Below are 19,564 nucleotides of genomic sequence, written 5' to 3'. Positions count from 1 at the left end.
GAGTGGCCGCCGCGTCCGCGACGCAGTCGCCAGCGGCGGTCGCTCGGACGCGAGCCACAAAGGGGCCGCGAACACGCCGCGACGAAGTCGCGGCCGAAAAGCACTGTAAGTTGAGCCCTCGTGGGTAAAAGCAAGCGCAACAGTCCTAAGCCCGGCGGGAACCGGGCGCAGCGTCTCGCCGAGCGGCGGGCGGCGCAGGAGCAGGCGGCGCGGATCGCCTCGCGTCCGTTCGAGGGCCTGGCCGCGGAGTGCGATCTGATCGCCCTGCGCGAATTCGTTCCGTCGGCCACCGCGACATTGACCCTGGCGCCCGAGGTGGCGGCGGAGCGACCGGTCGTGCTCGGAACAGTGCTACCCGGCGCGGTGGCCGCGCTGGTGCGCGCGGGTGACGAACCCAGCGGTTACGTCGGCGCGCAGGTGCAATTCCAGGGCGCCGATCCGGCCGCCGATCTGGCCGCGGCGATCCTGTGGACGCAGTCCGCCGAACCCGGTGATTCGCTGACCTCCGTGGAAAGCGTTGCGGGCGGCCCGCGGCTGGCCGATGTCATCGATCCCGGCGCGCGCCTGGATTTGACCGTGCACCAGGACTTCGACTGGTGGGTGCCAGCGGGAGTGGAGCCCGACGCGCAGGTCGCCGCCACCATCGAGCAGGCCAAGCAGGCGATCATGCCGTCCGCGCGGCTCGGGCTGGACGCCGACGCGATCGGCGCCGCCTGGTGGGTGGACGCGGGCGAGAAGGCGCACATCCGCTGGGTGCGGCCGGAGGACGAGGACGCGCTTATGCTGGCGCTGGCCCGCGTGCACGCTGCCGGGGGTCTGCACCTCGGCGAGGGTTCCCGATTCGCGGGGTCGTTCCGCACCCACGGCGTGCTGGTCCCGGTCTTCGACCTGGACCGCGAGCGGCACCCCGACGAATGGGTGAAGCCGGCGGCCGAATTCGGCGCTCGCCTGTCCGAGGCGCTGGCCGTCGACGCCCCGTTGACCTCCGACGAGCGGCGCTCGCGTGACGGTCTGCGGTCGCGTCAGGTCACCTTGCGCTGAGCCTCGGATATCAGAGAACTGCGGGAAAGCGATATAGCCGCAGTGTTTTCCGGTTGCCGCCGGTACTGCTCGGAAGTGGGGTAAGACTTGCCGAACCATTGCGAAATGCGATGAGACCGTCGTTTACGCCGACATCGCAAATCGCGAGCTGAACCGCGACAGGCCCGGTTCCCGATACGGGAGCCGGGCCCGTTCGGCGACCTCCGTCAGACGGAGCCGCCCGCCACCGAAGGCGCGCCGGAGGCGTCGCTCGGGCCGCTCATTTCCCGCGCGACGAATTCCTCCAGATCGAACAGGTTCGACCCGGCGCGATCGGCGATGGTGAGCAAGGTGGTCATGTTCGCCACCTCCTCGACCTGTTCCTTCAGGAACCACTGCATGAACTGTTCGCCGAGGTAGTCGCCCTCTTCCCGGGCGGTGCTCGCCAACTGGATGATCTGCTCGGTGACCGTCTTCTCCTGGGCGAGCGCGAGCGCGATCGGCTCCCTGGCATTCTCGAACCGCGATTTCGCGGCGTCGATGCCGGAAATCTCGATGCTGATATCCCGGTCGAGGAAGTACTGCACGATCATCATCGCGTGATTGCGCTCTTCGACGGCCTGCTTGTAGAACCGCTTGGCCAGCTGCGGGAGATCGGCATTGTCGAACCAAACCGCAATCGCGATGTACTGATGCTCGGCATTGAATTCGTGCCGGATCTGATCGTGCAACAGGCTGTGAAATTTGCTGCGGGGTGATTCCGGATGGCTTGACATGGCATCGACATTAGCGGCGGCCAAGTCGCATGTCATCCAAGTGCAGCCTTAATGAGGCTAGTGTTGCCTAATTAATTCTTCGCCGCGCCAGCCATTTTCGGCGCCGGGATATCCGCGCGCGGTCGCGACCGCATCTCCCTGGCGACGAACTCCTCGACGTCGAACAACTGCCCGTCGGCGCGGTCGAGCACGGCCAGCAGGGTGCTCATCCCCGCCACGTTCTTCACCTGTTCGGCGAGGAACCACTGGATGAATCGTTCGCCGAGATAGTCACCGGAGGCGCGAGCCGTACGAGCCAGTTCACTGATCCCGGCGCGGCGGGCCTGCTCGATCTCCAGCAGTGCGGCGACCGCGGCGCGCGGGCTTTCGAAGGTGGAGTGGATCTCGTCCAATCCGCCGATCTGCACCGGGAGATCCCGGTCCAGCAGGTACTGCACCATGCGCAGCGCGTTGCCGTGGTGCTCGCGTGACAAGTCGTAGGCGTGTCCGGCCAGTTGCGGCAATCTGCGCGTGTCGAAATACACGGCGGCGGCGAGATACTGCTGGGCGGTGGTGAATTCGCGACGAATCTGCGTGCGCAGCAAGTCGGGGAAGGACTCGTCGGCGTCGTCGATGTCCGGCATGGCGTCGACGCTACCGCGTCAGCAAGTCCTCCGGGATCGGACGGTCATCGGCCAGCGCGTCGAAGAACCGGCCCGCTTTGTCCTTGTCCCACAGCAGGACGTTGCCGCTGTCGGTGTCCTCGAATCCGCCGATCGGCACCGCCGTGGCGACGGTATCGCCGCGCAGGGCCCAGCCCAGGCCGCCGAGGTTCCAGATGTGGTCGCCGTTGTCGACCTTCAGCGACTTGGCGGTGTCGGTGGCCAGCGGCCAGAGCTTGAACGGGTTGGCCAGCGTGGCGCCGCTGGTCGCCTTCTTCAGCAGCGCGGCCATGAAGATCCGCTGGTTGTTCATCCGGTCCAGATCGGCCAGCGCCGTCGCGCGGCTGCGGACGAAGCCCAACGCCTGCGGTCCGTTCAGCCGCTGGCAGCCCGCGGGCAGGTCGATGCCGGCGAGCGGGTCGTCGATCGGCTTGGGCACGCACACGTCGATGCCGCCGAGCGTATCGACCACGCTGGCGAAGCCGCCGAAACCGATCTGCGCGTAATGGTCGATGCGCAGGCCGGTGGCGATCTCCACGGTCTGGACCAGCAGCGCGGGGCCGCCGATGGCGAACGCCGCGTTCAGCTTGTCCCTGCCCTGGCCGGGAATGCTGACATACGAGTCGCGCGGCAGGCTGACCAGCGTGGTCTTCCCCGATCGCGGCACGTGCACGAGCATGATCGTGTCGGTGCGCTCCGGGCCGACCTCACCGCCGGTGGCGAGTTCCTGCTCCTGCTCCGCGGTCAGCTCGCCGCGGCCGTCGGACCCGACCAGCAGCCAGTTCGTGCCGGGTGTGTCGCCGACTCGCTTGGCGTAGTTCGTCAGCGCGGGGATGCGGTTGAGCGAGTTGTCCAACTTGATGACGGCGCCCACGGCGGCGAGCACCAGGACCAGCAGGATCACCAGGAACCAGCGGAAGGGATGACGCTTGCGGCGGGGTCGAGGAGCCCGCGGGGCACGCCCTCCCCGAGGTGGGACCGGCGGGGAACTCGTACGGAACGGCCGGGGTTTCCGGGGCGGCGCGGGCGGACCTTCGTGATAGGGGACCGGGCGCTGGGTGGGCGCGTGCGATGGAACTTCGTGATGCGGCACCGGCCGCTGCGTGGGGGCGTGCCTGCGGGCCGGGGGAGGCGGCGGCATTCGGCGCGCCTGCTCGGGCGGGACCTGCGAATACGCCAGCGGCTGCGCGTGTGGGCCTGCGGTTCCGTCACGGCGCATCACCTGCGTGGGCTCGATCGGCGCCGGTGCACCGGGCCCAGGAGGTGGCATGCGACGGCGCGCAGGGCCGGGACTGCCGGGCGGCGGCATCCGGCGCGGACGCGCGTTGCGCTGGGGGTCGTCGCCGTTCATCACTGAAACTCTACTTATCGGGCCGACGTGACGTGCCGCATGTGGACACCGGCGCACGCGGAGGCGGCGCTGCTTCGTAATTCGCGCGCGGGACCGCGTTGTTAGCCCTCCCGAGGGCACGGTTGTGTCACGGGAGCCACGAAACATGGCCGCGCAGAACGGTGTAGCCGATGTAGGCGACCGCGTCGATGGTCGCATGGGCGAGGACCAGCGGCCACAGCCGGTTCGTGCGCTGCCAATAGCGGCCGAATATGACGCCCATCACAAAGTTCCCGAGCCCGCCGCCGAGTCCTTGATACAGGTGATAGCTGCCACGCAGCGCGGCCGAGGCCAGCAGAGCCGAGTTGGCCGACCACCCGAGCCTGCGCAGCCGGGTGAGCAGGAACGCGACCACGATGACCTCCTCGGCCACGGCGTTCGCGCAGGCGGAGAGCACGAGCGCGGGCAGCCGCCACCAGTAGTCGCCGAGCGAGGCCGGGACGATCGTCACGCTCAGGCCGAGCGCGTGTGCCGCGAGATACAGCCCGAGCCCCGGCAATCCGATGATCGCGGCCAGCGTCAAGCCGGGTAGCACGTCGGCGCGCCACCGCAGCCGGTTCGCCAGCCCGATCAGCCGCGGTCCGATGCCGCCGCGCCACAGCAGATACAGTCCCAGCGCCGCCCACCCGAGCAGCCGCAGCACGCTGAGCAGCTGGAACAGCAGATCGATGGTGGACTGTGTCGATCGCGACGGGTTCAGCGCGACGGTGCGCCCGCCGATTCCGCCCGGGCCGAGCGCGCTCTCCACCAGCGAGAGCGCGGCGCTGAGCCCGCTGAGCCCGAACGTGACCAGCAGCACCACGGCGATCTCTAGTTTGATCGCCAGCCGCTCCCGATCGGTCGGTTCGGCCTCGTCCCACTCGGCACTGGACTCCGCACGCATGAGTCGAATCTATTGCGCTGGTCCGAACAGGCGCGCGCCGTGTCGGCGTGCGAATCCCCCGCCGCGCGGGCATGTCGCTCGGCTCGCCAACCTGCCCCGGTCCGGCCTCGGCGTCAGATCCGGCGCAGTCCGTTGAGGAACGGGCAGCCCGCCAGCGTGCGTACGGCCCGGCTGAGCCCTTCGATGTCGTCGGCCGGTGCGCTGAACGGCAAGCGGAAGTCGTGGTCGCCGTCGTGTCCTTCCACCCGCAGGGTGAGTCCGTAGCGGTCGATAGCCAGCGGGTGCACGATGCCGCGCTGTAGCTGTGGCGGCAGGTGCCTGGCCAGCTGGGCGACGACGTCGGCGTGATCGGCCTGCATGTGCTGCAGCCACGCGGATTCCATGGCGCAGAACGGATCCGGCTGCGCCGAGCGCAACTCCTCGCTGGTCACCGATTCGGCGCCGGTCGAGTCGGCCACCACCGCGGAGTTGATCACCAACCGCAGCAGGCTGGCGCCGAAGCCGATATCGAGCAGTCCCGGATGCGGATGCTCCTTCGCCACCTCGGTGGCCAGCGCGCGCTGCGCCTGTGTGGGCACCGCGCGCACCCAACCGCGCAGCCAGACCAAGGCGCGGACGGGCTCGCGCAGCGGCAGCGGGGCGTGGTCGGTGAGTTCGAGCACCGCGGGCGCGCCGTGCTCTCCGGAGTTTCCGGCCAGGATCGCGGCGATCGAGGTCGTCGGCACCGCGATCACGGCGTCGCCGCACTGCCGGACGTGGTGCACGGACGCGGGCGTCGGATCGATGCCGGGCATGGCCAGCACCGCTTGCTCCGCGTGCGCGCAGGCGCTGCGCACTCGCTCGGCGGTGGACGGTGCGACGGTCGAGGACGGACGCGGCATACAAACCTCCGTGAAGCGGGCGGCGCTGCAATATGATTAGGTTACCCTAAGCTAAGTGACGGGCCATGCTTCCCGCAAGCGTTCCGATCCGGCTGATCGCAGCGAACCGTGTCGATTCCCGGTCGAATCGGGTTGTTACGGTGAGGGCGTGTCGGAAGGGACGGGATCGAGCGAACCGGTGCTGGTGACGTTGTCGGCGCCGCCGCGGCGCGGTTTGGCCGACGGGCTGGTCCGCAACATCGGCGCAAGTTCCGCTGCGCCGATGCTGGAGCTGGACGCCCCCGACGCCGAGATCGCCGGTTTCCTCGCGCACGTCGCCCACTCCGATACCGGCTTCGTCGCGCGCACCTCCTCGGGAGAGCGCGCGGTCGCCATCGTCGCCGCCACGGCCGCCGCCCTGTGCGGCGAGGACATCGGCACGGCCCTGCGCGAGCCCGACATCGCCTTTCTGACCTCCCTGAAGCCGCAGGCCGTCGAGGCGGTCCGATCGGTTCTGCTCGCCATCGAAACCGAGGCCGCTGACCGGGTGAACGCCGCGTTGCGGGTGCTCAACGCGGGTTGAACGCCGCTCGGGCGGTCGCGGAACAGTCGCCTCGGGGCGGCGGGGCCTTCCCAATCGGTGGGGGGCCGGGCGAGCGCGCAAGTAATCTCGTAACCGTGCCGCGAATCGCGTACTTCGGGCCGTCCGGAACGTTCACCGAGATGGCCCTCGCTCAACTGGAATCCTCGGGAACCTTCGACGGGCCCGTGGAGCGGATCGCCGCGCCCAGCCAAGGCGCCGCGCTCGACCTGATCCGCTCCGGTGACGTGGAGGGCGCGGTGGTGCCGATCGAGAGCTCCGTCGAAGGGTCGATCTCGGCGACGCTCGACTCGCTGGCAATCGGTCCGCGTCTGCAGATCGTCGCCGAGACCGAACTCGAGGTGAGTTTCACGATCCTCGGCAAACCGGGCACGGCGCTTCCGGACGTGCGCACCCTCGCCGCATACCCCGTGGCCGCCGCGCAGGTGCGGTTGTGGGTGGCGCGGCATCTGCCGCAGGCTCAGCCCTACACCTCGGCGTCCAACGCCGCCGCCGCCGAGGACGTGGTGGCAGGCCATGCGGACGCCGCCGTGTCGACCGCGCTGGCCGGAGAGCGGCTGGGGCTGATCGCGCTGGCCTCCGGCGTCGCCGATCACGAGCAGGCGATCACGCGGTTCGTGCTGTGCACCAGGCCGACGGCCGCGCCGCCCGCCACCGGAGCCGACCGCACATCGATCGTGCTCGAACTGCCGAACGTACCGGGCTCACTGATGCGCGCCTTCGCCGAGTTCGCCACTCGCGGAATCGATCTGACCAGGATCGAATCGCGGCCCACTCGAACCGGCATGGGCACCTACCGTTTCTATCTCGACTGCGTGGGGCACATCGATGACGCCGCGGTCGCCGAGGCGCTCAAAGCACTGCACCGCAACGCGCGGATCCGCTTCCTCGGGTCTTGGCCTGCGACTTCCGCGACCGGCACGCCACCACCGCCGGACGAAGCGGACGCGGAGTGGTTGATCCAGCTGAGAAAGGGGATGGCCGACCTATGACCGGGAGGTTGATTCTGGTCCGGCACGGGGAGACCGAGGGCAATGTCGCCAAGCTGCTGGACACCCGGATTCCGGGCTTGCCGCTGACCGAACGCGGTGCGGCGCAAGCGAAAGCGTTCGGTGAGGGCCTGCTCCGTCCGCCGAAGGTGCTGTTCTCCTCGGCGGCGCTGCGCGCGCGCCAGACCGCGAGCTACATCGAGGCGGCCACCGGTGTCGCCGCCATGGTGCTCGACGGACTGCACGAGGTACAGGCCGGGGACCTGGAGGGAGAACACAGCGAGGAGGCGCACCAAACCTTCCAGCGGATCTACCGTGCCTGGCACGAGGGCGATCTCACGCTGCGGGTGCCCGGCGGCGAATCCGCTCAGGACGTGCTGGATCGGTTCCTGCCCGCGGTCGAGGAACTCCGGAACACCTATCTGACCCCGGACGACGACACGCACGGTGACGTGATGGTGGTCAGTCACGGTGCGGCCATGCGGCTCGTCGGCCGCACCCTCGCGGACGTGCGGCCGCCGTTCACGACGAACAACCACTTGGACAACACCGAGACGATCGAGCTGGTGCCGATGCCCGACGGCGGGTGGGAGTGCATTCGCTGGGGACGGTTCACGCCGCCGTTCGGCTACGAAGTCGCGCCGACCTCGGACGATCCCATGGGCTAGCGATGCCGGCGCGCTCAGGACAGTTTCGGATTCCGGGGGAACTCTTCGCGTTCCGGTAGGGAATTGATCAGATCCTGCACGGCCGTGCGCAGTCGCGCGGGAGTCCCGCTGCTGAGCGACGTCCACTTCACGCCGTCGTCGGACCTGCTCGCGGTCGCGATGAATCGGCCCGCGCGTGTATTGAAGACGGCGATGTGGTTGTCGGCCGTGTCTCTGGTGCCGTCGCCGTAGATCACACCGACGATCTCGGCATACGAGTGAATCTCGACCAGGGCCGCGGCCAAAGTGTGCGCGTCCTGGGCCGGATTGCCCACCTTCGCCAGTCTTTCCGCGGTGGCCGCGGCATCACCGGTGTCGCCGAAGATCGTGGCCAGCTCTTCGGTGGGCGCGTTCATGCCGTACAGCTCGAGCGGTTCGGCGTAGCCGAGTGCCGCGAGAACCGTTGCCGGCAGGTCGTTTCCGGCCTCATCGATGACGTAGGAGTCCTGCCCCCGAAGGGCGACGACCGGGAGGTCGACGCCCTTCGCCAGACAGAAGCGACTCACCCAGCCATCGACGACCAGGCGCAGCGCGATGATCCAGTGGGGCCGGTGCAGGGCGCGCAGCCGGTTCTCCAGATCGCCATGCAGCACATCGTCGATCAGGAGGTCCCGCTGGGCGAGGGACTCGGCGGCCGCGTCCATCGCCGCTTTGTGGTCGGTCAGGTTGTCGTACCGCGCCCTCGCGTTCAGGACGACGGGAACCTCGATTTGCAGTTTCTCCACGAGGAACTGCATTTCGTCGAGCGACAGGACGACCGCATCGAGCGTCGACGGGCCGCGGCCCGCACCGAGTACGGTCACCTAACCGTCCCGCTGAGGTCACCGCCGATGACCCCATCGGTGGTGAGACGGCCGTCGTTGAAGTGCTCGGTCGACCGCAGGTAATCCCGGCCGTCGTGCTCGTTCTCGTCGTCCTCGTCGCTGCGCGCCTGATTACCCAGCAAGGGGTTGCCGTTGCCGGTGTTGGCCGGACGCACCGGCGCCGCCTCGACGCCTTTGACCACGGCAGTCTCCTGCACCGCAGCGGTGGCGCCACCGATCGTGCCGTTGGAGCCCCAGCCCTCCGGAAGTTTGAGCGAGCCGCTGCTGATGCCCGCCGTCGATCCGAGACCCGTGAACGACACGGCGCGCGTCGCGGCGCCGGCAGCCGTGGCCGCCGCACCGACACCCATGGCCATGGGAGCCATGCCGGAGAAGGCGGGCGCGGAGCTGGTGCTGGCCGCCGCGATCGCGCTGCCCGCGACATTTCCGACGGTGGAGACACCGGTGGTGGCGATCGAGCCGACGGCCTGCGCGGCCTGGGTGGCAGCGCTCGCCACGCCCGGGTTGCTCAGGAAGGCCTGCGTCGCGGCGACGGCGGCCTGGATCGGATCGGCCGGGACTTCGCTGGTCGTGTCCGCCGCCTGCTCGGGGCTGGCCGTCCCGGCGCCCTTGGCGATCGGCGGCGGCAGCAGGAACTCGGCGGGTGTGGCGAGCATGGCGCTGGTCGCGGCCTCGTAGGTCTCCATGACCAGCGCGGCGCGAATGTCCATGGCGTGCCTGGCGACTTCGGCGGCCTCGAAGGCGCCGCTCAACACGCCCGGCGGGTTCGCCGACGCGGCCAAGGCGGTGTTGACGGCCGCGATCTCGGGCGGACTCGGCATCGCCAGCGCGGCGACGGTGTAGGCGGTGGCGTTCGCCGCGGCCTTGGCGCCCATCGCGGCCGCCTGCACGCCCTGCTGCTCGGACCAGCCGAGGAAGCCGGTGAGCTTGCTCAGCGCGGCGATACCGTTGATGCCCTGCATGCCGACGCCGAGTTCGGCCATCACCCTGGCGACGGTCGTCGTCGCGTCGACCCAGGCGGCGGTGAGCCCGCCCCACGCGGTGGCGGCGGCCGAGATCGGAATCGCGTGCGCGCCCGCGTGAAGGGTGGCCGAATTGACCTCCGACGGGCGCGCGGCCCAGATCACCCCGGTGACTCCTGCAACCATGTTTGTCTTCTCCCCTGCTCGAGCGTTGCTGATTGAACTCGTTGCGGAACTACACCTGGATGGCGCTGATGCCTGCGGCGCGCACCACGTCGCCCGCGACGTGCTGGGCCAACTGCATGCGCAGCGTCGCCGCGGCGTGGTGGCATTCCAGAATCGCCTGCGCGATCGCCCGGTCGTGCGACATCGCCCCCTGATTGAAATGGCTCGCGCTGACGAAGGAGACTTCCTCCGCCCCGGAGGGCAGCACGTGCGTCGCAGGCGCGGTGACCGCCGCGGCGGCCGCCAGACGTTCGGCGACGAGGTCGAGTTCGGCCGCGGCGGCGAGAATGGCTTCGGGTGCGATCAGTACATGTCCAACCATGACTCGACTCCTTCTAGTGGCTGTGGGGCGGAACCACGAGAATTCCCCCTTCGAGTGATAGGACGCGACAGCAACGCGATCGGTTCCATCGAATCCCCAACTTTTCGATCTCCGTGCCGATTACACACCTACCGCTGGTGGTGCGCAATACAGCTCGGTCAAGACTATCCCCATCCCAGCTGATGCAGGCGGTCTTCGTCAATGCCGAAATAGTGTGCGATCTCGTGGATCACGGTGATCGCCACCTCTTCCACCACCTGCGCCTCGTCGGCGCAGTGCTCGAGAATCGCGTCGCGATAGATGGTCACGGTGTCGGGAAGCGCTCCGCCGTACTGACTGTCGCGTTCGGTGAGGGCGATGCCGTGATACAGGCCGAGTAGATGCGAATCCTCCGGATTGCGCGGCTCGATCAGCACGACCACGTTGTCGATGGCGCGGGTCAGCTCGGGCGGGATGAGATCCAGTGCGTCGCCGACCAATTCCTCGAACCGGTCGGCGGACATCGTCACGGGCATCGGCGTTCGGCTACCTCGGCTGGGGCTGCGGCGGCAGCGGCGCCGCGCCGGGCAGCGGTGCGGGCGTGGAACGTCCGTTGTTCGGCGGCGGTACCGGAGCCTGGCCGTTGATCAGGATCTCGCCCTTGGCCGAACCGGTGATCGGCGCGAAGCCCTCCCGGTCGGCGCCCTTGCCGATCATGCAGTCCAGCTTGCGGCTGCCTGCCATCCAACTGCGGGCATCGATGTAGTCGAAGAACAACGTGAGCGTCTTGTTCCGGATGACGTCCGGCCCGCCGAGGTAGTCGGTCGAGGTGCGGGTGCACTCCTGCTCGACGAACTTGTCCTGGTCGTCCTTCGCGGGCGGGCCGCCGTTGAAGTGGGCGCTCAGATCCACCGTGGAGACGATCTCCACCGCGTGCGGCTGGGCGCAGTCGACGGGATCGGTGGGCAGGTTCTGGTTGATGCCGAGGCACACGCCCGGCTCGTACACCTTGGACTGGTCGTGCTCGGTGGCGCTGCCGACCGACGGCGGAGTGCCAGCGCTGGCCGCGATCTGCAGGCCGCAGCGCAGCGTGCGGTCACCGTGCTGCCAGCCTTCCGGGCTCGGGTACATCAGCCCGACGATGTACTTGCCACGCGGATCGAACCGGCCCGACATGTACTTCTGCACCGCGGGCACGCAGTGCTCTTCCTTCAGCTCGGTCAGGCGCAACGAGTCCGGGAACCGCGAGCCGGGACCGAACTCCTTGCCCGGGTATCTGCTCATGTCGATGTCGGCCGCGACCTCGAACATGTGCTTGGTCGAGCAGTTCACCTTGACCAGGTCCGAGCGGTCCGGCTTGGTCCAGCTCAGGCAGTCGCCCTTGGACGCGGTGCCGAACTCCTTGTCCAGCACGGGCTGTGCCGGTGCGCCTGGATTGTGCGCCTCCAGGCCCTTCTCGTTGTCGAAGCCGGTGACGAACAGCGTCACCAGGGCCGCGACCACGGCGCCGACGGCTACCGCGAGCAGGCCCCAGCGCAAGGTGGGCGCCGACAGATGCAGATCGCGCAGCTCGCCCTTGCCCATGGCGGCCTTGGCCGAGTCGAACGAGCGCCGTAGGGAGTCGGCGCGCGACGACGCGCCGCGCTTGGGCGCCTGCGGGGACCGGGACACACGTTCGGAGGACATCGCGGTCCATCATGGCAGCGTCGGTGCCGCGGTGCCACGACCTGGCCCGATCGGCGCGGCACGGGGGCGGGTGGATCAGCCGCGCAGCGCGGAGAGGAAGACGCCGGGCAATCGGGCCGGGTTGGCGTCGGCGTAGAACTCGGTGAGCCTGCGCCCGGTGGTCGCGGCGGTGGCGTTGCCGACGAACCACGGCGGCTTGGGGGAGAGGGCGAACTCCCCGCCGAGCAACGAGCGCGGGGCGGGGCGGAACGGACCGCGCACCACGGTGCGCTCGACGTCGTCGAGCAACAGGGCGTTGTGCACCACGCCGATACCGCTCTGCACGTCGTCGAGGGTATGTCCGGGGAAGGCGCCCCAGGCGGCCCGCGGCGCGAGAAAGGCCAGACCGGTCCAGGTGTTCACCGCGATAGCGCCGTAGCGCAGCCGCTCGATCGCGCGGTCGAACGCCACACCGAGCCTGCGCATGGTCGCCGGATGGGCGATGACGTTCGCGCCCAGGGTGCCGGTCAGCTCGGCGTTGGCGAAGTCCACCGCGCGCTGCAGGAACTCGCCGCCCGCGTAGGGCAGCTCCACGACGCCGAGCACCGGCGAGAAGTATTCCGTGCGCAGCAGCGGCGAGCCGGTCGGCGGCAGTCCGTCGACCAGCACCCGCCCCGCACCGAGACGCTCGGCCTGCGGATACGAGGCCAGCGCGTCGGCGACCCGCGCGTCGCTGCCCGGGTAATAGGCGGTTCGCTGTGGCGCCCGCTCCATGGCCAGGCGGAGTTCGGCGAGGAACTCGTCCTTACGGTCCCACTCGGAGTCGATCACCACCGCCTGCGCGGCCACACAGTTGTAGCCGCCGTTGTGCAGCCGTTGGGTGGCCACGTGCTCGGCCTGATAGCGCAGATCGGCGTCGGACCAATCGCCTGGCACCACGATGGTCGGCGAGACGCCGCCCAGCTCACTGGTGATCGGCTTGTCCAGCAGGGGCCGGTTGTCCTTCTTGCGCTGCGCGCCCTCCGCGCCGGGGCCCCACACGATGGCGTCGTGGGTCTGCGCGCTGCCGGTCATGTGCACGTGCGCGACATCCGGATGACGCACCAGGTAACCGCCCTCCCGCGCACCGCCGGTGAGGATCCGCAGCGCGCCGAGTTCCAGCAGCGGTTCGAACACCATCTCGAAGACGGTGAACAGCGGGTCGGTGATCGGGTTGAGCTTCAGCGCGACCACCCGGTTGTGCGCGAACAGCTCGTAGAGCGCGTCCAGCGGCGGAATCGAGGTGATGTTGCCCGCGCCGAGCACCGCGCCGATCCCGCCGGTGGCGGTGGGGTCGAGCTGGGCCAGCCCGGCTCGCCTGCGTGCGCTGTCGGCGTCCACGCCGGGGCGCAGCCACACCTCACCGCGGAAGCCGTTCAGCAACAGCCGGTCGTAGACGCCGAACGGGAACGCAGGCACGGCCAACCGCCCGCCCGGCGCCTCCCGCAGCGTGATGCCCGCCAGCGGGCTGCGGCCGGTCTCCAGCGCGGCGAGGGTCGCCGACAGCGCGGCCGTGGCTTGCAACAAGGTGAGCGGGCCGGACATCCACTCCTCGCCGACCAATGGAGAGTGCTCGTCGAGGTCCTTGACGACGCACGCGGCGCGCACCCAGTCCTCGGCGAAGCGGCCGATTCTGGCATGGATCTCGTCGAGCAAGGCGCGGCGGCGGCGCGGCGGCGTCGCGACCCACGTCTTCTCGCCCGCGGCGAGATCGGCCAGCGCGTTGTCGACGGCCGTCTCACCGAATGGAGTGCCCACAAGCCCCACTATGCGCGCGATCGCGCCCGGATGGTCCGCATCCTGGGATATCGGCGTGAAAGCGCAACACACCGACCACTAGGCTGGTGGCCCATGATCGACCTCCGATTCCTGCGGGACAACCCGGACGCGGTCCGCGCCTCGCAGCGCGCCCGCGGCGAAGACCCCGCCCTCGTCGACGCGCTGCTCGAGGCGGACGCGGCGCGGCGTGCCGCGGTGGCCACCGCGGACAACCTGCGCGCCGAGCACAAGGCGATGGGCAAGCTGATCGGTAAGGCGAGCAAGGAGGAACGGTCCGCGCTGCTGGCGCGGGCGTCGGAGATGTCGGTCAAGGTCAAGGAGGCCGAGGCCGCGCAACACGCCGCCGACATGGATCTCGACGCCGCGCACCGCGCCATCTCGAACGTGGTGCAGGAAGGCGCACCGGCGGGTGGCGAGGACGATTTCGTCGTGCTGCAGACCGTCGGCGCCCCGAGGGAGTTCGATTTCGAGCCGAAGGACCACTTGGAACTCGGCGAGTCGCTCGGCCTGATCGACATGGAGCGCGGCGCGAAGGTCTCCGGCGCCCGGTTCTACTTCCTGACCGGCTACGGCGCGCTGCTGCAGCTGGGCATGCTGCAGCTGGCCGCGCAGAAGGCGGTGGCCAACGGCTTCACCATGATGATTCCGCCGGTGCTGGTGCGCCCGGAGGTCATGGCGGGCACCGGGTTCCTCGGGCAGCATTCGGCCGAGGTCTACCACCTCGCCGACGACGATCTGTACCTGGTCGGCACCTCGGAGGTGCCGTTGGCGGGCTACCACTCGGACGAGATCCTCGACCTGAGCGACGGCCCCAAGCGTTACGCGGGCTGGTCGTCGTGCTTCCGCCGCGAGGCGGGCAGCTACGGCAAGGACACTCGCGGCATCATCCGCGTGCACCAGTTCGACAAAGTGGAGATGTTCGTCTTCACCACGCCCGATCAGGCCGACGCCGAACATCAGCGCCTGCTCGCCTGGGAACAGGAGATGCTCGCGGCGATCGAGGTGCCCTACCGGGTGATCGACGTCGCGGCCGGTGATCTCGGCAGCTCCGCCGCGCGCAAATTCGACTGCGAGGCGTGGGTGCCGACCCAGCGGACCTACCGGGAACTCACCTCGACCTCCAACTGCACCACCTACCAGGCGCGGCGGCTTGCCGTCCGTTATCGCGACGAGAACGGACGGCCGCAGATCGCCGCGACGTTGAACGGCACGCTCGCGACCACCCGCTGGCTGGTGGCCATTCTGGAGAACCATCAGCAAGCCGACGGGTCGGTCCGGATTCCGGCCGCCCTGGTCCCGTTCGTCGGCACCGACGTGCTGCGACCGACGAACTGACCACGCGGGCATAACGTTCAGGTGAATAGCTACTGGTTCGCCATGCCGGATTCCCGGGATGTGGCAACCAGCGGGATTCCTTATGTCTAGGCTATTCGTCGTGCGAGGAATCGGGTCTCGCGGCGATACCCGAACCCGGGTGCGGGCCGCGTCTGCGCTGGCGACGGCTATGGTCATGGCTCGGACCACCGGGGCGTTCTACGTCATGGGCGGGGTGCTCGGTCTGCTGATCACCGCCATCGCCCCTGGTGAGGAGGGTAATCGTCCGCTGGTGGGCGGGGCGGCAGCGGTGGCGCTGGCGCTCGGTCTCACGCTGCTCGCATGGGGGCCGCGGCTGCCGCATTCGATCCACCACGTCTACGTCGCGATCGCGACGGTGCTGGTGACGATCGCGGTGCACTCCTTCCCGAACACCGTCGGAGCGATCAGCCTCGCGGCGTTCTACGTGTTCATCGCGTGCGACGCCGCGCTGTTCTTCGCCTGGTCGCAGGCCGCCGCCCATATCGCGTTCGCCTTGGCGCTGTGCCTGTGGGTGTTGCCCGCGCGGCCGGTGACGCCCGGATTGCCGTGGTGGTCGGGCCTGATTCCGGCCGGTGTGACCTTCGGCGTCGGCGTCGTCGTCGGAATCCTGACCAGGATGGCGTCCGAAGCCGACATCGATGTGCTCACCGGACTGCTCAACCGGCGCGGCTTCGACCGGGCGTTGAACACCGCGATCCAGCAGGCCACCAGGTCCGGGCACGGGCTCGCGCTGGTGCTGGTCGACCTGGATCGATTCCAGAAGATCAACGATCATCTCGGGCACCGCGCCGGTGACGCCGTCCTGCAGCGGGTGGCCGACACCTGGTCGAAACTGCTGGCCCCCGAGCAGCGCCTGGCGCGCTACGGCGGTGACGCGTTCGCCTTGCTGCTGCCGAACACCACCGAGCAGGCCGCGATCCTGCTCACCGAACAGCTCCGCGCCGCGGTGACCACCGGCTGCTCGGCCGGCGTGACCTCATGGCAGCCGGGCGAATCCGGGTCGCTGCTGGTCAGCCGCGCCGACGTCGGCCTGTACCGGGCCAAGCAGGCCGGACGCAACCGGACGGTGCTGGAGTCCTCCCGGCAGCTGCCGCTGGCGGTGGAACTGCGCGAAGCGATCGACCGCGGCGCGCTCGACGTGCACTACCAGCCGATCGTCAGCCTCACCGAAGGCGGCGGCAAGGCGGTCGGTGTCGAGGCGCTGCTGCGTTGGTCGTCGAGCGCGCAACCGGATGTCACCACCGAGGGCTTGATCCGCGTCGCCGAGGAGTACGACCTCATCGCCGATCTGGACGAGCTGGTGCTGCGCCGGGCCTGCGCGGACGCGGCGCGGTTGCAGGAAACTTTCGCCCAGCTGGATTTGACGCTGAACGTGAACGTCAGCGGGCTGGAGCTGGCCGAGGCCGGTTACGCCGACCGGGTGGCGGGGATCCTCGCCACGACGGGTTGGCCCGCCGATCAGCTGGTGCTCGAGGTGACCGAAAGCGAACTGGCCGCCGAATCCCAGACCGCGATCGAAAACCTGCACACTCTGCGGGAGCGGGGCGTGCGCATCGCCATCGACGACTTCGGCACCGGCTACTCCTCGCTCAGCCGACTGGCCACCCTGCCGAGCGACATCCTCAAGGTCGATCAGTCCTTCGTCGCCGCGATCCGCTCCGACTCGCCCGCGCCGCCGCTGCTCGGCGTGATCGCCGCCCTGTCCAACGCGCTCGACCTGCAGGTCATCGCCGAGGGAGTGGAGACCGAATACCAAGCCGCGGTGCTCACCGAACTGGGCTTCGCGCTCGCGCAGGGCTATCACTACAGCGATTCGCATCCGGTGTCGGAGCTGATCAGCGACCTCAACGAGAACAAAGGCCGGATCGGCTCCGGCGTCACGGACGGGGAGCTGGGCGACGGGGACTCCGTTCCCGCGAACGGCTGGGTGCCGCTGCCCTGATTCACTCCTTCGCGACCGAGCGGAAATCCCTTGACGCCGTGCGGCGTGGATGGACATGCTGATCGACATGCGTTTGCTCATCTACGCCTGTTGATCCGCTGGATCGCCGCGCGCCCGGCGCGCGAACAGCGCGGGTGCGCTCAGCCTGCGCTCGCTGACGGTTCGGGCGGTGCTCTTCAAGAGCATCGGTGAACTGATCCCGCTCTACGCGCTGTACGCCCTGCTGTTCGCCGACCACGGCATGAGCACGGGGCAGATCTCCTCGCTGTTGGCCATCTGGTCGGCGACGTCGTTCTTGCTCGAGGTGCCCTCCGGCGCGTGGGCCGACACGGTGTCGCGCCGTGGGCTGCTCGTGCTCAGTGGCGTCTTGCTGACGGCGGGCTTCGCGCTGTGGACGGTGGCGCCCTCGTTCGCGGGTTTCGCCGCCGGATTCGTGCTGTGGGGGACCTCGGGCGCGCTGGCCTCCGGCACGTTCGAGGCGCTGCTGTACGACGACCTCGCCGCCCGCGCGGCGTCGTCGGCCTATTCGCGCATCCTCGGTTACACCCGTGCCGGTGCGGAGACGGCTGTCGTCATCGCGATCCTCGCAGCGACGCCCCTGTACCTGTACGGCGGCTATGTCTTGGTCGGCTGGTTCAGCGTCGCCATCGCGGCCGTACACACATTGGTCGCGCTGTCGCTGCCCACGGCGCCGAAAGCGGTGTGCGCGGCGGACGTTGATGCTCTCGAAGAGGAAGACTTCTCCGGCCGACCTTCAGCGCCGGTCGATGATGTCCACGCCCGCACTGTCGGGGATTGTTCGGTGGATCGCACGATCTTGTCGGAGGTGGGTTCGGCGTCTCGGCCACGGGGCGAACGTTTCGAGCAGCCGAGTGTCCCCAACGGCTTCGCGTCGGAGCCCGCAGCCGTCGATCCGAAGCGCTCCGCGCCGCGGCCGGGACCGTTCGCGCGATACCGCACCATGCTGAAAGCCGGGGTCGGCGAAGCGGTCCGCGTGCGGGCGGTGCGCTACGGCGTGCTGCTGGAGGCGCTGCTGTTCGGGGTGACGGCGTTCGACGAGTTCTTCGCCCTGCTGGCGGAGGAATCCGGCGTCTCGACCGCCGTTGTGCCCCTGCTGGTCGGTCTCACCGTGTTCGGTTCGCTGACCGGTTCGGTGCTGGCGGGACGCACCGAAGGGATGTCGGGCCGGACGATGTCGATCGCGGTGGCCGCCGCGGGCATGCTGTTCCTCGGCGGGGCGCTGATCGCCGGCCTCGCGACCGGCCGTCCGGACGCGGTCTACCTGCTCGCCGGCCTCGGTTTCGGTTCGATCGGCGTTTCCTACGGCATCGTCTACAACGCGGGGATAGTCGCGGCCGCCCGCCTCCAGGACGCCATCGACGGTCCCGCCCGAGCCACCGTCACCTCGGTGTCCGGCCTCCTGGGCGAGGTGATCGCCCTCGCGGTCTTCGCTTTCGCCGGCCTCACCACCCAGTACACCTCCATCTCCACCCTCCTGGCCCTCCTAGGCGCCTCCCTCCTCGCCATCGCCGCCCTCACCCCGCGCTGGCTCCCCGGCGCTGATTGACCGCGAGTGGCACACCGTGGAGAGACGCTCTCGGGAAATGCCGCGGTCATGTGCCACTCGTGGCGGTTGGGTAGCGTGCGGGAGTGCGGTTCGGGCTGGTTTGCGGGTTCGGGATCGGTGCCGGGGTGGCGGTGCAGGGGCGGATCAACGGCGCGTTGGGGGCGAGGTTGGCCGATGGGGTGGCGGCGGCGACGATCAGTTTCGGGGTGGGGCTGGTTGTGCTGGTGGTGGCGTTCGCGGTCAGCGGGCGGTTGCGGGAGGGCGCGCGGCGGGTGCGGCGGGCGGTATCGGAGGGCGTGCTGCGGCCTTGGCAATTGCTCGGTGGTCTGTGCGGGGCGTTCTTCGTGGCGTGCCAGGGGCTCACCGTCGCGGCCATCGGTGTCACCGCGTTCACCGTTGCGACCGTCGCGGGACAGCTGCTCAGCAGCCTGGCTGTCGACCGGCTCGGTCTCGGTCCGAGCGGCCGCACGCCGGTCACCGCGGTACGTCTGGCCGGCGCGGCGCTCGGCGTGGTGGCGGTGCTGATCGCCGGATTCGGGCACACCCACGCCGGCGGCGGTCTCTCGGTGCCCGAGGCGCTGCGCGGCACGCCGACCGTGCTGCTGATCGCGCTGCCCGCGCTGGCTGGCATCGGCCTGGCCTGGCAGCAGGCGGTGAACGGCAAGGTGGGCGCCGTCGGTGGAGCGCTGTCGGCGGCGCTGGTGAATTTCGGCGTCGGGCTGGCCGCCTTGCTCGTCATCGAGGCCTTGGTCATCGTGTCCTCCGGCGGACCGGCCGCTTTCCCGGCCGAGCCGTGGCTGTATCTCGGCGGACTCATCGGCGTCGCCTTCATCGCCCTCGCCGCCCTGGCGGTCCGCTGGATCGGCGTTCTGCTGCTCGGGCTCACCTCGGTGGCGGGACAGTTGTTGGCCTCGCTGATCCTGGACATGGTCACCCCGACCAGCGCGGGACTGTCGGTCACCGCGATCGTCGGCTGCGCGCTGACTCTGGTCGCGGTCGCGGTCGCCGCTCGACCGCAGTCCTGAGGACACTCGCCG

At 69.4% G+C, this 19,564-nt stretch carries 19 protein-coding genes; 8 read left to right on the top strand and 11 right to left on the bottom strand.

The window, feature by feature from the left end; translation table 11 throughout:
- The first annotated feature begins 120 nt into the window (after positions 1-120).
- Complete coding sequence (locus ACH49X_RS08855; RefSeq protein WP_195079643.1) at positions 121-1,041, top strand: DUF5926 family protein; 921 nt, start codon at positions 121-123, stop codon at positions 1,039-1,041.
- Positions 1,042-1,247: 206 nt separating this feature from the next.
- On the opposite strand, the gene ACH49X_RS08850 is transcribed toward ACH49X_RS08855, so the two are convergent.
- The 5 genes from ACH49X_RS08850 to ACH49X_RS08830 form a co-directional block, all read right to left on the bottom strand.
- Entirely contained in the window at positions 1,248-1,796 is a 549-nt protein-coding gene (locus ACH49X_RS08850; protein ID WP_043717673.1) for a ferritin, read from the bottom strand.
- Positions 1,797-1,867: 71 nt separating this feature from the next.
- Positions 1,868-2,419 (bottom strand): ferritin, encoded by a 552-nt coding sequence (locus ACH49X_RS08845; RefSeq protein ID WP_195079644.1) that lies wholly within the window; start codon positions 2,417-2,419, stop codon positions 1,868-1,870.
- A 10-nt stretch (positions 2,420-2,429) separates the two neighbouring features.
- Positions 2,430-3,788 carry an LCP family protein gene (locus tag ACH49X_RS08840; protein WP_195079645.1) on the bottom strand — a complete coding sequence of 453 codons (1,359 nt, stop codon included), beginning with the start codon at positions 3,786-3,788 and terminating at the stop codon, positions 2,430-2,432.
- Between the two features lie 127 nt (positions 3,789-3,915).
- Positions 3,916-4,710: a CPBP family intramembrane glutamic endopeptidase gene (locus ACH49X_RS08835; RefSeq protein WP_195079646.1), complete on the bottom strand. Its 795-nt coding sequence runs from the start codon at positions 4,708-4,710 to the stop codon at positions 3,916-3,918.
- A gap of 113 nt (positions 4,711-4,823) precedes the next feature.
- Positions 4,824-5,591, bottom strand: a complete 768-nt coding sequence (locus ACH49X_RS08830; protein WP_195079647.1) for a DUF2470 domain-containing protein — start codon at positions 5,589-5,591, stop codon at positions 4,824-4,826.
- Positions 5,592-5,739: 148 nt separating this feature from the next.
- On the opposite strand from ACH49X_RS08830, the gene ACH49X_RS08825 reads away from it, so the two are divergent.
- The 3 genes from ACH49X_RS08825 to ACH49X_RS08815 all read left to right on the top strand — a co-directional run bounded on the left by ACH49X_RS08825 (position 5,740) and on the right by ACH49X_RS08815 (position 7,828).
- Positions 5,740-6,153 (top strand): hypothetical protein, encoded by a 414-nt coding sequence (locus ACH49X_RS08825; protein WP_195079648.1) that lies wholly within the window; start codon positions 5,740-5,742, stop codon positions 6,151-6,153.
- A 95-nt stretch (positions 6,154-6,248) separates the two neighbouring features.
- Entirely contained in the window at positions 6,249-7,163 is a 915-nt protein-coding gene (pheA, locus tag ACH49X_RS08820; RefSeq protein ID WP_195079649.1) for a prephenate dehydratase, read from the top strand.
- The gene (locus ACH49X_RS08815) at positions 7,160-7,828 is read left to right on the top strand and encodes a histidine phosphatase family protein (RefSeq protein ID WP_067800246.1); all 669 of its coding nucleotides are present in this window, start codon (positions 7,160-7,162) and stop codon (positions 7,826-7,828) included. Before pheA ends, ACH49X_RS08815 begins: the two co-directional genes overlap by 4 nt.
- A gap of 14 nt (positions 7,829-7,842) precedes the next feature.
- Here ACH49X_RS08815 and ACH49X_RS08810 read toward each other — a convergent pair whose 3' ends face one another.
- From ACH49X_RS08810 to ACH49X_RS08785, 6 genes are all read right to left on the bottom strand, one after another.
- On the bottom strand, positions 7,843-8,670 hold the full coding sequence (locus ACH49X_RS08810) for an ESX secretion-associated protein EspG (protein ID WP_195079650.1): 828 nt from the start codon (positions 8,668-8,670) through the stop codon (positions 7,843-7,845).
- Positions 8,667-9,839 carry a PPE family protein gene (locus ACH49X_RS08805; protein ID WP_357207136.1) on the bottom strand — a complete coding sequence of 391 codons (1,173 nt, stop codon included), beginning with the start codon at positions 9,837-9,839 and terminating at the stop codon, positions 8,667-8,669. Before ACH49X_RS08805 ends, ACH49X_RS08810 begins: the two co-directional genes overlap by 4 nt.
- Positions 9,840-9,888: 49 nt before the next feature.
- Positions 9,889-10,200 carry a PE domain-containing protein gene (locus tag ACH49X_RS08800; protein ID WP_067800238.1) on the bottom strand — a complete coding sequence of 104 codons (312 nt, stop codon included), beginning with the start codon at positions 10,198-10,200 and terminating at the stop codon, positions 9,889-9,891.
- 164 nt (positions 10,201-10,364) lie between these two features.
- Positions 10,365-10,715 (bottom strand): metallopeptidase family protein, encoded by a 351-nt coding sequence (locus ACH49X_RS08795; protein WP_195079652.1) that lies wholly within the window; start codon positions 10,713-10,715, stop codon positions 10,365-10,367.
- A 10-nt stretch (positions 10,716-10,725) separates the two neighbouring features.
- Entirely contained in the window at positions 10,726-11,763 is a 1,038-nt protein-coding gene (locus ACH49X_RS08790) for a septum formation family protein (protein ID WP_397069722.1), read from the bottom strand.
- A gap of 177 nt (positions 11,764-11,940) precedes the next feature.
- Positions 11,941-13,641, bottom strand: coding sequence for an aldehyde dehydrogenase family protein (locus tag ACH49X_RS08785; RefSeq protein WP_357207134.1), 1,701 nt, complete (start codon positions 13,639-13,641; stop codon positions 11,941-11,943).
- Positions 13,642-13,734: 93 nt separating this feature from the next.
- On the opposite strand from ACH49X_RS08785, the gene serS reads away from it, so the two are divergent.
- The 4 genes from serS (at position 13,735) to ACH49X_RS08765 (ending at position 19,552) form a co-directional block, all read left to right on the top strand.
- Positions 13,735-14,997 carry a serine--tRNA ligase gene (serS, locus tag ACH49X_RS08780; RefSeq protein ID WP_357207133.1) on the top strand — a complete coding sequence of 421 codons (1,263 nt, stop codon included), beginning with the start codon at positions 13,735-13,737 and terminating at the stop codon, positions 14,995-14,997.
- A 175-nt stretch (positions 14,998-15,172) separates the two neighbouring features.
- Positions 15,173-16,960, top strand: a complete 1,788-nt coding sequence (locus tag ACH49X_RS08775) for a bifunctional diguanylate cyclase/phosphodiesterase (protein WP_323124356.1) — start codon at positions 15,173-15,175, stop codon at positions 16,958-16,960.
- A 169-nt stretch (positions 16,961-17,129) separates the two neighbouring features.
- On the top strand, positions 17,130-18,527 hold the full coding sequence (locus tag ACH49X_RS08770; RefSeq protein WP_357207131.1) for an MFS transporter: 1,398 nt from the start codon (positions 17,130-17,132) through the stop codon (positions 18,525-18,527).
- A gap of 83 nt (positions 18,528-18,610) precedes the next feature.
- Positions 18,611-19,552, top strand: a complete 942-nt coding sequence (locus ACH49X_RS08765; RefSeq protein ID WP_357207129.1) for a DMT family transporter — start codon at positions 18,611-18,613, stop codon at positions 19,550-19,552.
- Positions 19,553-19,564: the final 12 nt, after the last annotated feature.

Source organism: Nocardia sp. NPDC019323 (assembly GCF_044389845.1).
In the GTDB taxonomy this organism is placed as follows: domain Bacteria; phylum Actinomycetota; class Actinomycetes; order Mycobacteriales; family Mycobacteriaceae; genus Nocardia; species Nocardia implantans.
This window is presented reverse-complemented; position numbering and strand designations above follow the sequence as displayed.

What these genes read in the sequence shown, in the direction of transcription:
- ACH49X_RS08775 (WP_323124356.1), top strand. Translation starts at nt 15,173, where the DNA reads ATGGCTCGGACCACCGGGGCGTTCTACGTCATGGGCGGGGTGCTCGGT.
- ACH49X_RS08850 (WP_043717673.1), bottom strand. Translation starts at nt 1,796, where the DNA reads ATGTCAAGCCATCCGGAATCACCCCGCAGCAAATTTCACAGCCTGTTG.
- ACH49X_RS08790 (WP_397069722.1), bottom strand. Translation starts at nt 11,763, where the DNA reads ATGGGCAAGGGCGAGCTGCGCGATCTGCATCTGTCGGCGCCCACCTTG.
- ACH49X_RS08835 (WP_195079646.1), bottom strand. Translation starts at nt 4,710, where the DNA reads ATGCGTGCGGAGTCCAGTGCCGAGTGGGACGAGGCCGAACCGACCGAT.
- ACH49X_RS08815 (WP_067800246.1), top strand. Translation starts at nt 7,160, where the DNA reads ATGACCGGGAGGTTGATTCTGGTCCGGCACGGGGAGACCGAGGGCAAT.
- ACH49X_RS08840 (WP_195079645.1), bottom strand. Translation starts at nt 3,788, where the DNA reads ATGAACGGCGACGACCCCCAGCGCAACGCGCGTCCGCGCCGGATGCCG.
- ACH49X_RS08845 (WP_195079644.1), bottom strand. Translation starts at nt 2,419, where the DNA reads ATGCCGGACATCGACGACGCCGACGAGTCCTTCCCCGACTTGCTGCGC.
- ACH49X_RS08805 (WP_357207136.1), bottom strand. Translation starts at nt 9,839, where the DNA reads ATGGTTGCAGGAGTCACCGGGGTGATCTGGGCCGCGCGCCCGTCGGAG.
- ACH49X_RS08830 (WP_195079647.1), bottom strand. Translation starts at nt 5,591, where the DNA reads ATGCCGCGTCCGTCCTCGACCGTCGCACCGTCCACCGCCGAGCGAGTG.
- ACH49X_RS08795 (WP_195079652.1), bottom strand. Translation starts at nt 10,715, where the DNA reads ATGCCCGTGACGATGTCCGCCGACCGGTTCGAGGAATTGGTCGGCGAC.
- ACH49X_RS08800 (WP_067800238.1), bottom strand. Translation starts at nt 10,200, where the DNA reads ATGGTTGGACATGTACTGATCGCACCCGAAGCCATTCTCGCCGCCGCG.
- serS (WP_357207133.1), top strand. Translation starts at nt 13,735, where the DNA reads ATGATCGACCTCCGATTCCTGCGGGACAACCCGGACGCGGTCCGCGCC.